The organism is Stenotrophomonas sp. Steno-Z4, from assembly GCF_056393145.1.
Map to the genome: position 1 here is coordinate 102,796 of NZ_JBWJPC010000006.1, position 15,049 is coordinate 117,844.

General features: G+C 67.2%; 15 protein-coding genes and 1 tRNA gene. 15 read left to right on the plus strand and 1 reads right to left on the minus strand.

Translation table 11 applies throughout. From position 1 onward, the window contains the following. Positions 1-40 precede the first annotated feature (40 nt). From AC06E7_RS14710 to AC06E7_RS14780, 15 genes are all read left to right on the plus strand, one after another. Complete coding sequence (locus AC06E7_RS14710; protein WP_068850876.1) at positions 41-223, plus strand: hypothetical protein; 183 nt, start codon at positions 41-43, stop codon at positions 221-223. A gap of 143 nt (positions 224-366) precedes the next feature. Next, positions 367-807: a hypothetical protein gene (locus AC06E7_RS14715; protein WP_478065158.1), complete on the plus strand. Its 441-nt coding sequence runs from the start codon at positions 367-369 to the stop codon at positions 805-807. A 78-nt stretch (positions 808-885) separates the two neighbouring features. Then, complete coding sequence (gene folP / locus AC06E7_RS14720) at positions 886-1,785, plus strand: dihydropteroate synthase (RefSeq protein ID WP_068850881.1); 900 nt, start codon at positions 886-888, stop codon at positions 1,783-1,785. Beyond that, entirely contained in the window at positions 1,785-2,738 is a 954-nt protein-coding gene (gene miaA / locus AC06E7_RS14725; RefSeq protein WP_478065159.1) for a tRNA (adenosine(37)-N6)-dimethylallyltransferase MiaA, read from the plus strand. The genes folP and miaA overlap by 1 nt, the downstream gene beginning before the upstream one ends. A gap of 102 nt (positions 2,739-2,840) precedes the next feature. Further along, positions 2,841-3,125 carry an RNA chaperone Hfq gene (gene hfq / locus AC06E7_RS14730; protein WP_068850887.1) on the plus strand — a complete coding sequence of 95 codons (285 nt, stop codon included), beginning with the start codon at positions 2,841-2,843 and terminating at the stop codon, positions 3,123-3,125. Positions 3,126-3,148: 23 nt separating this feature from the next. After that, entirely contained in the window at positions 3,149-4,459 is a 1,311-nt protein-coding gene (gene hflX, locus AC06E7_RS14735; protein ID WP_426805440.1) for a ribosome rescue GTPase HflX, read from the plus strand. Between the two features lie 208 nt (positions 4,460-4,667). Continuing rightward, positions 4,668-5,162: a CinA family protein gene (locus AC06E7_RS14740; RefSeq protein WP_217535972.1), complete on the plus strand. Its 495-nt coding sequence runs from the start codon at positions 4,668-4,670 to the stop codon at positions 5,160-5,162. Between the two features lie 35 nt (positions 5,163-5,197). Then, positions 5,198-6,877: a 2-polyprenylphenol 6-hydroxylase gene (gene ubiB, locus AC06E7_RS14745; protein ID WP_307107153.1), complete on the plus strand. Its 1,680-nt coding sequence runs from the start codon at positions 5,198-5,200 to the stop codon at positions 6,875-6,877. 291 nt (positions 6,878-7,168) lie between these two features. Further along, positions 7,169-7,819 carry a transcriptional repressor LexA gene (gene lexA, locus AC06E7_RS14750; RefSeq protein ID WP_093534120.1) on the plus strand — a complete coding sequence of 217 codons (651 nt, stop codon included), beginning with the start codon at positions 7,169-7,171 and terminating at the stop codon, positions 7,817-7,819. A gap of 202 nt (positions 7,820-8,021) precedes the next feature. Continuing rightward, positions 8,022-9,065, plus strand: a complete 1,044-nt coding sequence (gene recA / locus AC06E7_RS14755; protein WP_068850903.1) for a recombinase RecA — start codon at positions 8,022-8,024, stop codon at positions 9,063-9,065. 110 nt (positions 9,066-9,175) lie between these two features. After that, the gene (recX, locus tag AC06E7_RS14760) at positions 9,176-9,667 is read left to right on the plus strand and encodes a recombination regulator RecX (protein WP_068850905.1); all 492 of its coding nucleotides are present in this window, start codon (positions 9,176-9,178) and stop codon (positions 9,665-9,667) included. A gap of 143 nt (positions 9,668-9,810) precedes the next feature. Continuing rightward, a complete protein-coding gene (gene alaS, locus AC06E7_RS14765) occupies positions 9,811-12,459 on the plus strand; it encodes an alanine--tRNA ligase (RefSeq protein ID WP_478065160.1) in 2,649 nt (882 codons plus the stop codon). 141 nt (positions 12,460-12,600) lie between these two features. After that, complete coding sequence (csrA, locus tag AC06E7_RS14770; RefSeq protein WP_068850911.1) at positions 12,601-12,804, plus strand: carbon storage regulator CsrA; 204 nt, start codon at positions 12,601-12,603, stop codon at positions 12,802-12,804. An 81-nt stretch (positions 12,805-12,885) separates the two neighbouring features. Beyond that, a tRNA-Ser gene (locus tag AC06E7_RS14775) sits at positions 12,886-12,978 on the plus strand. Positions 12,979-13,114: 136 nt separating this feature from the next. Continuing rightward, positions 13,115-14,269 carry an aldo/keto reductase gene (locus AC06E7_RS14780; RefSeq protein WP_478065161.1) on the plus strand — a complete coding sequence of 385 codons (1,155 nt, stop codon included), beginning with the start codon at positions 13,115-13,117 and terminating at the stop codon, positions 14,267-14,269. Between the two features lie 55 nt (positions 14,270-14,324). Here the strand turns inward: AC06E7_RS14780 and AC06E7_RS14785 are convergent, their stop codons facing one another. After that, a complete protein-coding gene (locus AC06E7_RS14785) occupies positions 14,325-15,026 on the minus strand; it encodes a pirin family protein (protein ID WP_068850916.1) in 702 nt (233 codons plus the stop codon). Between the last annotated feature and the right edge of the window lie 23 nt (positions 15,027-15,049).

Consider the following 15,049-nt stretch of genomic DNA (forward strand, 5'->3'; position numbering starts at 1 on the left):
GCGACAATGTGGCTTGCCCCACACCTGTCCCGGAGTCTCCATGTCCACGCCGCCACCCCCGGTCTCGCACACCACGGAAATGGTGATCGCCACGGTGGTCGGTGCCGCCGCAGGCCTGCTCAGTGGAAACTACCTGCTCGGAGGCATCGTAGGGATCGTGATCGGCATCGGCCTGAGCGTGGCCAAGACCTTGTACCTCGACCGCAAGCGCCGCCGCCGCTGAGCCCTTGCGCCGCTGCGTGGCAATCGGCACGATGCGCGGGCGCGGTTGCATGAGGCAGCCGCGGCCAACATTCCAGGGGGAATACCATGCGTCACTCACGGTACGCGGCGACAGCCGTGCTGCTCTGCCTTGCCACGCCTGCCATGGCGGACACCATCCACGTGCAGGATCCGATTCCGTTCTCGGAGTCCGCTTACATCGCCGATAACATCAAGGCCGAATGCCGCATGGGGGCGCAGCTTGCAACCTCGCTGGGCAGCAACGCCCCGAAATTCGGCAATACGATCGCGTTCGATGCGGAGGCCGTCTCCACGGGCCGGGCGCTGAAGCTGGAGCTGGTGGAGGCACAGAGTGCCGGCAACGCCTTCAGCGGTCACTTCAAGTCGGCAACCGTGCGCGGCGTGTTGACGCAGGACGGCCAGAAGGTTGCCACCGTGACCGCGCGACGTGTTTCCCGCGGCGGCGCATTCGGCGGGTTCAAAGGCTCCTGCGACGTGCTGGAACGGGTTGTCACCGCCATCGGCAACGACCTTGCCGAATGGCTGGCCAAGCCGGCCGACGAGGCCAAACTGGGCGATTTCTAGCCGGCCAAACCCCGCAGGCCGCGGGTTATCGGAGTACGCCGGCGTAAACTAGGCGCTGGCGTACTTCGTGGAAGGCCCATGTTCGATACTTCTCCCCAGCTGGACTGCGGCGGCCGTGTGTTGCGGCTGGACCGCCCGCGCGTCATGGGCATCGTCAACGTCACCCCGGATTCGTTCTCGGATGGTGGCGCGCACGACAATACCGAAGCCGCAGTCGCCCATGGACTGCAACTGGTGGCCGAAGGCGCCGACCTGCTCGACATCGGCGGTGAATCGACCCGGCCCGGTGCCGCACCGGTGCCACTGGAAGAAGAGCTGCGCCGGGTGGTCCCGGTGATTGAACAGCTTGCGCGCCAGACGCAGGTGCCGATCAGCATTGACACCTTCAAGCCGGAGGTGATGCGCGCGGCCGTGGCCGCCGGTGCCGGCATGATCAACGACATCCATGCACTGCGGCAGGACGGGGCCTTGGCCGCCGCCGCCGAACTGGGCGTGCCGGTGGTGCTGATGCACATGCAGGGCGAGCCCGGCAGCATGCAGGACACCCCGCACTACGACGACGTCGTGGCCGAGGTGCACCGCTTCCTGGTCGATCGGATGTTCTCGGCCGAGATGGCCGGCATTGCAAAGAAGAACCTGGTGATCGACCTGGGCTTCGGCTTCGGCAAGACCACCGACCACAACATGATCCTGCTGGCGCGCTCGGCGCGCTTCCTGGAACTGGGCGTGCCGATGCTGGCCGGCCTGTCGCGCAAGCGCAGCATTGGCGAACTGACCGGGCGCGAGGCGCCGCGCGAGCGCGTGGCCGGCTCGGTCGCCGCGCACCTGATCGCCGCCCAACGCGGCGCCACGATCCTGCGCGTGCACGACGTCGCCGCCACCGTGGACGCGCTGAAAGTGTGGGCAGCGGTCGATGCGGTGCCGATGCCGCGGGTGGATGCCGCGCCGGCGATGCCGCGCTGGCCGGACGAGGGCTGATGGGCGCCGACCGGCGCCCGCTGGCGATCGCGGTGATGGGCCCGACCGCGTCGGGCAAGACCGCCACCGCCATCGCACTGGCGCGGCAGCTGGACGGAGAGATCGTCAGCGTCGATTCGGCGCTGGTGTATCGCGGGCTGGATATCGGCTCGGCCAAGCCCGATGCCGCCGAGCGCGCGCAGGCGCCGCACCACCTGCTCGACCTGCGCGATCCGTGGCAGACCTATTCAGCGGCGGAATTCGCCGTTGATGCCGCCCGCGTGGTGGCCGATATCATCGCGCGTGGACGCGTGCCGATCCTGGCAGGCGGCACCGGGTTGTACTTCCGCGCGCTGTTGCAGGGGCTGTCGCCGATGCCGCCGGCCGACCCGGCTACCCGCGTGGCGATTGGTGTCGAGGCCGCCGAACGCGGATGGCGCGCCCTGCATGCTGAGCTGGCCGGGATCGACCCCGCCGCCGCAGCGCGCATCCATGCGACCGACCCGCAGCGCATCCAGCGCGCGCTGGAGGTGTATCGCCTGACCGGCACCCCGATCAGCGAATGGCAGAAGCTGCCCGGCGTGGACCGGCTGCCAGTGCGCTGCCTGAAGCTGGTGCTGGCCCCGCGCGAGCGCAGCGTGCTGCACCAGCGCATCGAAACCCGCTTCGACAAGATGCTTGCCCAGGGTTTCCTGGACGAGGTGCGGGCGCTGCGTGCGCGGCCGGAGATGGCGGCAGTGGCGGCCCCGCTGGACCTGCCGGCGGTCCGGGCGGTCGGCTATCGCCAGGCCTGGGAATTCCTGGACGGGCAGGGCAGTGCCCGCGACTTCCGCGACAAGGCCATCCAGGCCACCCGGCAGCTGGCCAAGCGCCAGTTGACCTGGCTGCGCGGCGAGCTTGATGCACGCTGGTTCGATCCCCATATAGACGGGGATTCCCTGGCAGATGCCGTAGCGGCCTTTGTTGCCCGCTGAGCCACAGCGCCTTGCCCTTGGCCCGTGTACCATCGGGGGTTCCGGTGGCGGGGGCCGTGGCAGTTGCCGGAAGACCATAAAAACAATAATGAGGAGTGTGCAATGTCCAAGGGGCAATCGCTGCAGGATCCGTTTCTGAATGCACTTCGGCGCGAACGCGTGCCGGTGTCGGTGTATCTGGTCAATGGCATCAAATTGCAGGGAACGATCGAATCGTTCGACCAGTTCGTTGTCCTGCTGCGCAATACGGTCAGCCAGATGGTGTACAAGCACGCCATTTCGACCGTGGTGCCGGCACGCAACGTCCGGGTGGGCCCCGGTGGTGGCTATGTGCAGTCCAATGAAGGTGGCGCCGACGGCGCCCAGGAAGAAGACGACGTTGAATGAAGTAAGCAACTGCGGAGACGCGCGTGTTTGACCGTTCCAAGCGAGGCGAACACGCGCTCCTGATCCAGCCGCATTCCGGCCGGCTGGAAGACGATGTGCTGGAAGAGTTCACCGATCTGGCCCGCTCTGCCGGGGCCAGCATCGCCGCCACCCTGACCGCGCGCATCGACCGGCCCAACCCGTCGATCCTGATCGGCTCGGGCAAGCTGGACGAGATCAAGGCGGCCGCCGAGGCCACCGGCGCCGACCTGGTGCTGGTCAACCATGCGCTCTCGCCCTCGCAGGAGCGCAACCTGGAGCGCTTCCTGGAGCGCCGGGTGATCGACCGCACCGGCCTGATCCTGGACATCTTCGCCCAGCGTGCGCACAGCCACGAAGGCAAGCTGCAGGTGGAACTGGCGCAGCTGCGTCATATGTCCACCCGGCTGGTCCGTGGCTGGACCCACCTGGAGCGCCAGCGCGGCGGTGCCATCGGCCTGCGCGGTCCGGGTGAAACCCAGCTCGAAACCGACCGCCGCCTGCTGCAGAAGCGGGTGGAACAGCTGCAGAAGCGGCTGGAAAAGGTCGAAGTGCAGCGTACCCAGATGCGCCGTGCCCGCGTGCGCAGCGAACTGCCGCGCGTGGCGCTGGTGGGCTATACCAATGCCGGCAAGTCGACGCTGTTCAATGCGCTGACCGGTGCGGAGGCGTACGCCGCCGACAAGCTGTTCGCCACCCTGGACCCGACCGTGCGCCGCATCGCGGTGCCGGGCGGCAACGTGGTGTTGGCCGATACCGTGGGCTTCGTCCGCGACCTGCCGCACGAACTGGTGGCCGCGTTCCGCGCGACCCTGAGCGAAGCGCGCGAGGCCGACTTCCTGCTGCACGTGGTCGATGCGGCCGATCCGCACCGTGAGGAGCGCATCGCGCAGGTCGACGAAGTGCTCAACGAAGTGGGTGCGGGCGAACTGCCGCAGCTGCTGGTGTTCAACAAGATCGACCGCATCGAAGGCAGCGAAGTCCGCCACGACGCCCAGGACGGCATTCCCGATACCGCACGCCGCGAGCGCGTCTGGATCTCGGCGCGCGATGGGGTGGGCCTGGACCTGCTGCAATCGGTGCTGGGCAAGCGCCTGGGCCTGCAGCACGTCAGTGGCGACCTGCGCCTGCCGCCGACCGCCGGCCGCCTGCGTTCGCGCCTGCACCAGCTGGAAGTGGTGCGTGGCGAACGCAGCGACGAGGACGGCTGGCTGCTGCAGGTCGAGATCCCGATCGCCGAAGCCGAGAAACTGGCTGCCGCCGACGACGGCGCGCCGATCCGCGCACTGCTTCCGGAAAAACTGCCCGAATGGTGAAGGCGTCCCAAGGACACGCATGGCGTGTCCCTACGCCAAGCGACCATGGATCGTAGTGACACGCCATGCGTGTCAACGCCATGCCCCTGCGCACGCACACCGCCATGCGTGTCAACGCCATGCCCCTGCGCACGCACACCGCCATGCGTGTCAACGCCATGCCCCTGCGCACGTGACACCAGGTAGGCAACCGGGTTAAAACGCTGGCATGACCGTACCCACCGACACCGAACTGTCCGATCTCGCCCGCGAGGTCGGACAGCGGCTGCAGCAGGCCGCGCTGCAGCTGGTCACCGCCGAAAGCTGCAGCGGCGGCTGGATCGCCAAGGCGATGACCGACATCGCCGGCTCGTCGGCGTTCTTCGACTGCGGCATGGTGGTGTACAGCTACGAGGCCAAGCAGCGCCTGCTGGGCGTGCGCGCGCAGACCCTGGAGCAGTTCGGCGCGGTCAGCCGCGAAACCGTGCTCGAAATGGTGTCCGGCGCGCTGGTCAATTCCGGTGCCGGCATGGCCGTGGCCGTGACCGGCATCGCCGGCCCCGGCGGCGGCAGCCCGGACAAGCCGGTGGGCAGCGTCTGGATCGGCTGGAAGCAGCGCGGTGGCTATGCCCGCGCGCAGCTGTTCCAGTTCGAGGGCGACCGCGAAGCCATCCGCCGGCAGACCGTGCAGCAGGCGCTGACGGGAATTTTCCCGGCGCTGTGACATCCTGAGCCCTGCTGTCGAACGAGGGTGCACCGATGTGGGAAACGCTGGGAACCGTCCGTGACCTGGGGCGTCTGCAGGAAATCGCCTCGGTCCTGATCCGCTATGGCTTCGGCGACCTGGTGCGCCGCATCGGCCTGGCCGACGTGCTGGAGCGTGCCGGCCGCCTGCTGCACTGGAACGATACCCAGCAGATCCTGCGCATGACCGCCCCGGTGCGGGTGCGGCGGGCGATGGAAGAACTCGGCCCTACCTTCGTCAAACTCGGCCAGGTGCTGGCCACCCGCGTGGACCTGTTCCCGCCGGACTGGATCGCCGAATTCTCCGAATTGCAGAACGCGGTGCCGGCGTTGCCGTATGCGCAGGTCCGCGAGCAGCTGGAAGCCGACCTGGGCGCGCCGGCTACCGAGGTATTCGCCTGGCTCGATGAAACCCCGCTGGCGGCGGCCTCGCTGGCCCAGGCGCACCGGGCCACGCTGCACGATGGCAGCGAGGTGGTGCTGAAGATCCGCCGCCCCGGCATCCGCGAGGTGATCGAAGCCGACCTGCGCCTGCTCGCGCGGCTGGCCGAAATCGTCGAAGCGCGGCTGCCGGACATGCGCCGCTACCGGCCGGCCGAAGTGGTCCAGCAGTTCCAGGTGTCGCTCCGGCGCGAGCTGGATTTCGCCGCCGAGTGCCGCAATGCCGAGCGCATCGCGCGCAACTTCGCCGGGCGCAACGACATCCTGATTCCCAAGGTGCACTGGCAGTGGACCTGCGAGAGCCTCAACGTGCAGGACTTCGTGGACGGCATCCCCGGCCGCGACCTCGCCGGCGTGGATGCGGCCGGGCTCGACCGGGTCCGGCTGGCCCGCACCGGCGGCCGCATCGTGCTCAAGATGGTGCTCGAGGACGGCTGCTTCCACGCCGACCCGCACCCGGGCAACATCATTTACCTGCGGGATGGCCGGATCGGCGTGATCGACTTCGGCATGGTCGGGGCGATCTCCGAGCAGCGCCGCTTCCAGGTCGCGCAGCTGCTGCACGGACTGGTCAGCCAGGAGCCGGAGTCGGTCACCGACGTGCTGCTGGACTGGTCGGGGGGCGTGGACGTGGACGAATCGCGGCTGCAGCAGGACATCAGTACCTTTGTCGACCAGTACCGGGGCGTGCCGCTGAAGGACCTGCACATGGGCCTGATGCTGGGCAACATCACCCAGCTGCTGCGCCAGTACGCGCTGACCCTGCCGGCCGACCTGGCGCTGATGATCAAGACGTTCCTGACGCTGGAAGGGATGGGCCGCCAGCTCGACCCGCAGTTCGACATGGCCACCGCCGCGCGCCCGTTCCTGGAGCGGGTGATGTGGCAACGGTTTGCACCGTCGGCCCTGCTCAAGCGCGGCAAGCGCAGCGTGGCCGGGCTGCTGGACCTGGCCGGTGACCTGCCGCGCGATGTCCGCCAGCTGGTGCAGATGGCGCGGCGGGGGCGTCTGCAGTTGAAGGTGGAGACGACTGCGCTGCAGGGCTTCGGCGAGCAGGTCAACCGGGCGGCGAACCGGCTGGTGGTGGGGATTGTCACCGCTGCGTTGATCATTGGGTCGTCGATCGTGATGCACAGCGTGGGTGGGCTGTCGAGCCGCTGGCTGCTGGCGCTGGGCGTGGCCGGGTTCGTGGGGGCGGGGTTCTGCGGGGTGTGGATACTGGTGTCGATCTGGCGGTCGGGGCGGAATCCGTGATGGCCGGCGACCGCCTGCCAGGCGCGTAGGGACTCGCCATGCGTGTCCGCTCTCCGTTTCGGGGTCATTGACGCCTGAGGGGCGGCTCCGGGTCGTGTAAACGCCGGTTGGGGCGTGCCGGATGATGGTGGGCCGTCTTCGGATGCTTGTGCCGCGCTGCGCGCGGTTGCCGACTGACAGTCGGCACTACGAATTGCTACGGGCCTTCGTTGGGATCTGGATACGGGTTCTGCTTCGCTTTTTCGTCCGGAGCCTTGAAACTTTCGGGTGTTAGTAGTATTACTACTAACCATGGACCTTACCGATACCCAGCAGGCGATCCTGCAGTTGATCGCCGAGCGCATCGAGACCGACGGCGCGCCGCCGTCGCAGACGGAAATCGCCCGTGCGTTCGGCTTCAAGGGCGTGCGGGCCGCGCAGTACCACCTGGAAGCGCTGGAGCAGGCCGGGGCGATCCGTCGCATTCCCGGCCAGGCGCGCGGTATCCGGCTGGTGCAGGCGCCGCCGCTGCAGGACGGCCTGCCGGCCTCGCTGGCAGTGCCCGCGCTGCCCGACCACGTGCTGCGGCTGCCGGTGCTGGGCCGGGTCGCGGCCGGCCTGCCGATCGGGGCGGACATCGGTTCGGACGATTTCGTGGTGCTCGACCGGGTGTTCTTCTCGCCCGCGCCGGACTACCTGCTGAAAGTGCAGGGCGACTCGATGATCGACGAAGGCATCTTCGACGGCGACCTGATAGGCGTGCACCGTACCCGTGACGCCCGCTCGGGCCAGATCGTGGTGGCGCGCATCGATGACGAGATCACCGTCAAGCTGCTGAAGATGGGCAAGGACCGGATCCGGCTGCTGCCGCGCAATCCCGATTACAAGCCGATCGAAGTCCTGCCCGACCAGGACTTCGCCATTGAAGGCCTCTATTGCGGGCTGCTGCGCCCGAACCGCTGATCCCTTCAACGCACGACATGCACGGTCTTTTGTGGCGATTCTCTGGTTTGGCTGAGGTTGGTACGGATGTCCGATAATTTTTTTCCGAACGCCGGGCAGAATCTCAGCCTGTGCGATACGCCAACCTTAAAGTGACCCCGTGGCCAAGAAGACCTCCAAAGACAACACCTCCAACGACATGACCTCTGCAAGGACCAATCCGATGGACGAGAACAAAAAGCGTGCCCTGACCGCCGCCCTGAGCCAGATCGAAAAGCAGTTCGGCAAGGGCTCCGTCATGCGCATGGGCGACCGTGTCATCGAGGCCGTCGAGGTCATCCCGACCGGTTCGCTGATGCTGGACATCGCGCTCGGCATCGGCGGCCTGCCGAAGGGCCGTGTCGTGGAAATCTATGGTCCGGAGTCCTCGGGCAAGACCACCCTGACCCTGCAGGCGATCGCCGAATGCCAGAAGAAAGGCGGCACCGCTGCCTTCATCGACGCCGAGCACGCCCTGGACCCGATCTACGCTGCCAAGCTGGGCGTGAACGTGGACGACCTGCTGCTGTCCCAGCCGGATACCGGTGAGCAGGCGCTGGAAATCGCCGACATGCTGGTCCGTTCCGGCTCGGTGGACATCGTGGTGGTCGACTCGGTCGCCGCGCTGACCCCGAAGGCCGAAATCGAAGGCGAAATGGGCGACCAGCTGCCGGGCCTGCAGGCCCGCCTGATGAGCCAGGCGCTGCGCAAGCTGACCGGCAACATCAAGCGCTCCAACACGCTGGTGGTCTTCATCAACCAGCTGCGCATGAAGATCGGCGTGATGATGCCGGGCCAGAGCCCGGAAGTGACCACCGGCGGCAACGCATTGAAGTTCTACGCCTCGGTGCGCCTGGACATCCGCCGCATCGGCGCGATCAAGAAGGGCGACGAGATCATCGGCAACCAGACCAAGATCAAGGTCGTCAAGAACAAGCTGGCGCCGCCGTTCAAGCAGGTCATCACCGAGATCCTGTACGGCGAAGGCATCAGCCGCGAAGGCGAACTGATCGACATGGGCGTGGAAGCCAAGCTGGTCGAGAAGGCCGGCGCCTGGTACAGCTACGGCGAAGAGCGCATCGGCCAGGGCAAGGACAACGCCCGCGGTTACCTGCGTGACAACCCGCAGGTGGCCCAGCGCCTGGAAGCCGAGCTGCGCGAGAAGTTCCAGCCGGCCGAGGCTGCCCGTGAGAGCGGTGACAGCGACGGTGACGACGACGCCGAGTAAGTTTCCTGCGGGGCAGGGCAGCGCCGTCAGTGACGCTCGCCCTGTCCCGGGGGTTCAACCTTCCCCCGACGGGGGGAGCGCCACGGACGGCGCATTTCATCGAGGTGCCCATGCACGACCCAGACGCCCCGGCACCCGGCCGCAAGCGCCGCGTCCGTGAACAGACCCCGGTCCAACGCGCGCTTGGCCTGCTGGTACGCCGTGAGCATTCGCGCAAGGAATTGACCCGCAAGCTCACTGCCCGCGGGATCGAAAGTGACGCCGCCACTGCCGCCGTGGACAAGCTCACCGAGGCCGGCTGGCAGGATGACACCCGCTTTGCCGAGAACCTGGTCCGCATCCGTGCGAACACCGGCTATGGCCCCCTCCACATCCGCGCCGAACTGGGCACCCATGGGCTGGACAGCGAGCAGGTCGCAGCCGCCATGGACACCTTCGAAGGCGACTGGACAGAGAACGCCCGGGACCTGGTCTGCCGCCGCTTTGGCGAGGCGGGCCCCCAGGAGCTGCCCCAGCGCCGCAAAGCCGCTGATCTGCTGGCCCGCCGCGGGTTCGATGGCGACACCATCCGCCGTGCCACCCGCTACGACCCGGATGACTGAAGGGCGCGCAGCGCGCCCGTCACCCGGACGTGTCCCGGGGGCCCGGGCCTGATACCCTTTGTGGTTTCGGCGGTCCTGCTCTCGACACCCGGCCATTGGGGCCGTGTGCGAAGGACCGGCCGGCCCGCATGAAGCCAGCCCCCATGAACGCACCCGTCAAATTCACTACCTCCCAGATCCGCAGCGATTTCCTTGAGTTCTTCAAGGGCAAGGGCCACACCATCGTGCCGTCGGCACCGCTGGTGCCGGGCAATGATCCGACCCTGTTGTTCACCAACTCCGGCATGGTGCAGTTCAAGGACGTGTTCCTTGGCGCCGAGAAGCGCAGCTATGTGCGCGCGGCGGACGTGCAGCGCTGCCTTCGGGCCGGCGGCAAGCACAACGACCTGGACCAGGTCGGCTACACCGCGCGCCACCACACGTTCTTCGAAATGCTGGGCAACTGGTCGTTCGGCGACTACTTCAAGAAGGACGCCATTGCCTGGGCCTGGGAGCTCCTGACCCAGGTCTGGAAGCTGCCGGCCGACCGCCTGCTGGTCACCGTCTACCAGACCGATGACGAGGCCTACGCGCTGTGGCGCGACATGGTCGGCATTCCGGAAGAACGCATCGTGCGCATCGGCGACAACAAGGGCGCGCCGTTTGCCTCGGATAACTTCTGGCAGATGGCCGATACCGGTCCGTGCGGCCCGTGCACCGAAATCTTCTACGACCATGGCGACCATATCGCCGGTGGCCCGCCGGGTTCGCCGGATGAAGACGGCGACCGCTACATCGAAATCTGGAACCTGGTGTTCATGCAGTTCGACCGCCAGCCGGACGGCACCCTGGTGCCGCTGCCGGCGCCGTGCGTGGACACCGGCATGGGCCTGGAACGCCTGGCCGCGATCCTGCAGCACGTGCACACCAACTATGAGATCGACCTGTTCCAGGCGCTGATCCGCAAGGCCAGCGAACTGACCGGCATGGCCGACCTGGAGAACAAGTCGCTGCGCGTGATCGCCGATCACATCCGTGCCTGTTCGTTCCTGATCGTCGACGGCGTGCTGCCGTCCAACGAAGGCCGCGGCTACGTGTTGCGCCGGATCATCCGCCGCGCGCTGCGCCATGGCTGGATGCTGGGCGTGCGCCAGCCGTTCTTCAGCAAGCTGGTGCCGACCCTGGTCGAGCAGATGGGCGAGGCCTACGCGGAACTGCCGGCACAGGCCGACACCGTGGTGCGTGCGCTGCAGGCCGAGGAAGAGCGCTTCGCGCAGACGCTCGATTCGGGCATGAAGATCTTCGACGACGTCGCCGCGCAGGTGACCAATGGCGTCATTCCGGGCGCGGATGCCTTCCGCCTTTATGACACCTACGGCTTCCCGCTCGACCTGACCCAGGACATCGCGCGCGAGCGCGACCTGACCGTGGACATCGACGGTTTCAATGCCGCAATGGAGAAGCAGCGCGAGGACGGCCGCAAGGGCGGCAAGTTCGGTGGCGGCGTGACGCTGTCGGCCGAGCTGGTCGCCACGCTCAAGCCCACCACGTTCCTGGGTTACGACCGCCTGCAGGCCGACGGCCTGACCGTGGTGGCCCTGCTCAAGGACGGGCGCCCGGTGGACGCGGTGCAGGCCGGCGACGAGGTCATCGTGCTGACCGACCAGACCCCGTTCTATGCCGAATCGGGTGGCCAGGTGGGCGACACCGGCAGCCTGGCCGGCAACGGCGTGCAGCTGCAGATCACCGATACGCAGAAGTTCGCGGGCCAGTTCCACGGCCACGTCGGCACCGTCACCCAAGGCAGCCTGAAGGTGGGCGATGTGCTGGGCGGCGTTGTGGACGACCAGCGCCGCGGCGCCACCATCCTCAACCACTCGGCCACCCACCTGCTGCACGCCGCACTGCGTGAAGTGCTGGGCACCCACGTGCAGCAGAAGGGCTCGCTGGTGGCACCGGACCGCCTGCGCTTCGACTTCTCGCACTTCCAGCCGATCAGTGCCGCGGACCTTGCCGTGATCGAGCGCAAGGTCAACGAGCAGGTGCGCGCCAACAATGCGGCCGAAGTGCACAACATGGGCATGCAGGAAGCGCTCGATTTCGGCGCGATGGCACTGTTCGGCGAGAAGTACGGCGAAAACGTGCGCGTGCTGAAGATGGGCGATTACTCCACTGAACTGTGTGGTGGCACGCACGTGACGCGCACCGGCGACATCGGCCTGTTCAAGATCACCTCCGAAGGCGGCGTGTCGTCGGGCGTGCGCCGTATCGAAGCGGTGACCGGGCAGGGCGCGCTGGACCATGTGGCGCACGAAGAAGCCCAGCTGGCCGAAGCGGCCGCGCTGCTCGGCGGCAATGCGGGCGAAGTGGTCGACAAGATCCGCCAGCTTGGCGAGCGCCAGAAGAAGCTGGAACGCGAACTGGAGGCCATGAAGGCCAAGCAGGCGGCGGGCGCGACCGCCGACCTGGGCGCTGGCGCAGTTGAGGTCAAAGGCGTCAAGGTGCTGGCCGCGCGCCTGGAAGGTTTCGATGCCAAGGCACTGCGCGAAGCGATCGACCGCCTCAAGCAGCAGCTGGGCGATGCGGTGATCGTGCTGGCCGGCACGCAGGACGGCAAGGCGGCCCTGGTCGCCGGCGTGAACGGCAGTGCAACGGGCAAGGTAAAGGCCGGGGAACTGTTGTCCCACATCGCCAGTCAGATCGGGGGCAAGGGCGGCGGCCGCCCGGACCTCGCCCAGGGTGGTGGCGAGGACGGGCCCGCCCTTGCTTCTGCACTGGCTGCCGTCGTCGACTGGGTCACCCCTCGTATCTGAACGCCTGAATCCTCCTGCTCCTTGATGGCGCAGGAGGGCTGACGGTACTATGGCTAATCTTTTCCCTTTGTCGTGTGGCGTTCCTTGGCTGGGCGCCGAGCCGGTCGGGAAAATCCACCGGTTCCCTGGAGACTTGCAAAAATGTTGATCCTGACTCGCCGTGTTGGCGAAACCCTGATGATCGGTAACGACGTCAGCGTCACCGTGCTCGGCGTCAAGGGCAATCAGGTGCGTATTGGCATCACCGCCCCGAAGGACGTGGCCGTGCACCGCGAAGAGATTTACCAGCGCATCCAGCGAGGCGACGAGCCGAATGCATCGGGAAGTGAAAATTCTTCCGATTAAGGCTTTACCTCGGGGTGTGAAAAACGTTATTCTTCGCGCCCCCGCTGAGAAGAAACATCGAAGCGGCGGAACCAGAATACTGGAGCGGTGCCCGAGTGGCTGAAGGGGCTCCCCTGCTAAGGGAGTATACGGCCAAAAACTGTATCGAGGGTTCGAATCCCTCCCGCTCCGCCAGTTGTAGAAAAGGCCTTCGTACGCAAGTACGAAGGCCTTTTTCTTTGTGTGCTGTTGCCGCAGCGTTGACGTGTTGCCCGCACGCCGTGCACTGGCATTCTGCGAGGGTGGTAGCTCCCCCGCACCCGGAGTCGCCGTGAACGCACGTCGCCACTTCCTTTCCGCCGCCGCTGCCGGTACCGCCGCATTGGCCAGTTCACCGTTGCTGGCGCAGTCCGGCGCCGCCGCGCCCGGCAGCGTGCTGCCAACACGTGGCCGCAGCGCCGCGCAGCCGCTGGCCACCCACGCCGCCGGCAAGGGCGGGCGCTTTCGGCCGCGCACGCGCCTCGGGCTGGGCGGGGTGGCCATCGGCAACGGCTTTGCCCCAGCCACCGACGCGCAAAGCGAACAGACCCTGGCCGCAGCCTATGCCGCAGGCGTGCGCTACTTCGACACGTCGCCCTGGTATGGCCTGGGCCTGAGCGAACGGCGGATGGGGCATCACCTGCACAACCACCCGGTGGGTGAGTACACGCTGTCGACCAAGGTCGGTCGACTGCTGACCGCCACCGCTGGCGAGCTGCAGGACACCATGTGGAAAGACCCGTCGCCGTTCCACTACCGCTATGACTATTCCGCCGACGGCGTTCGTCGTTCGGTGGAAGACAGCCTCAACCGGCTGGGGGTCGCGCAGCTGGATGTGGTCTTCATCCACGACCTGTCGCCGGATAACGAGAAGGACCTTGGCATGCCGTGGGAGCAGCGCTTCGCCGAGGCGGCCAAGGGCGCGATGCCCGCGCTGACCCGGATGCGCGAGGAGGGTCTGATCAAGGGATGGGGATTTGGCGTGAACCGCCCGGAGCCGGCGCTGCGCGCGATCCAGGAAGCCGATCCGGACATCTTCCTGCTCGCCTGCCAGTACTCGCTGCTCGACCACGAGCAGGCGTTGCACGACACCTTCCCGGCCATCGCCCGGCACGGTGCGTCGGTGGTGGTGGGTGCGCCGCTGCTGGCCGGCTACCTGGCCGGCCGGGATCGGTACCTCTACGATGGCAAGGTGCCCGAGTGGGCGCCGAAGAAGCGTGCGGCCGTGCAGGCCATCTGCGACCGCCACGGCGTCGACCTGCGCACGGTGGCGCTGCAGTTCGCGGATGCGCCAGAGGTCGTGTCTGCGGTGATTCCGGGTGCACGCACGCCCGAACAGGTGCAGGCCAACGTGGCGTCCATGTCGGTGGCGATCCCGTCCGCGCTCTGGGCGGAGTTGAAGCAGGCGAAGCTGATTGCCGACGACGCCCCGGTGCCCGCGGCCTGAGCCCAGTCACGACAACGCCCCGATCAGCTCGGGGCGTTGGTGAGGGCCGCTGCGGTTACAGCGGCAGGTCGAACACCAGCACTTCGGCGTCGCTGGCGTTTTCCAGGGTCACCTGCGCTTCGTCGGTGATCTGCAGCGCGTCGCCGGTGTCCAGGGTGATGCCGTTGACCTGCAGCTGGCCGCGCGCAACCTGCACATAGGCACCGCGGCGCGGGGCCAGGGCTAGGTGGGCGCGGTCGTCGCCGTCCAGGATCGTGGCGTAGATGTTGGCGTCCTGGTGGATCAGCAGCGAACCGTCACGGCCATCCTTCGAGGCGATCAGGCGCAACTGGCCGCGCTTGGCGTCCGGGGCGAAATGCGTTTCCTGGTAGCTCGGGGCGATGTTCTCGGTATCCGGGAACAGCCAGATCTGCAGGAAATGCACGGTCTCGTCGGCCGAGTGGTTGAACTCGCTGTGGCTGACCCCGCTGCCGGCACTCATGCGCTGCACGTCGCCGTAGCGCAGCACCGAGCCGGTGCCCATCGAGTCCTTGTGCTCCAGCGCGCCGCCCAGCACGTAGGAGATGATCTCCATGTTGCTGTGGCTGTGGGTGCCGAAGCCCTGGCCGCCGATCACCTTGTCTTCGTTGATCACGCGCAGCGGGCCGAAGCTGGTGTAGCGCGCGTCGTAGTAACCGGCGAAGGAGAAGGTGTGCTGGGAGTTCAGCCAGCCATGGTTGGCTTGGCCACGGGTGGCGCTCTTGCGGATCTGCAGCATGGTGGTTCTCCTCGGGTGTTCGA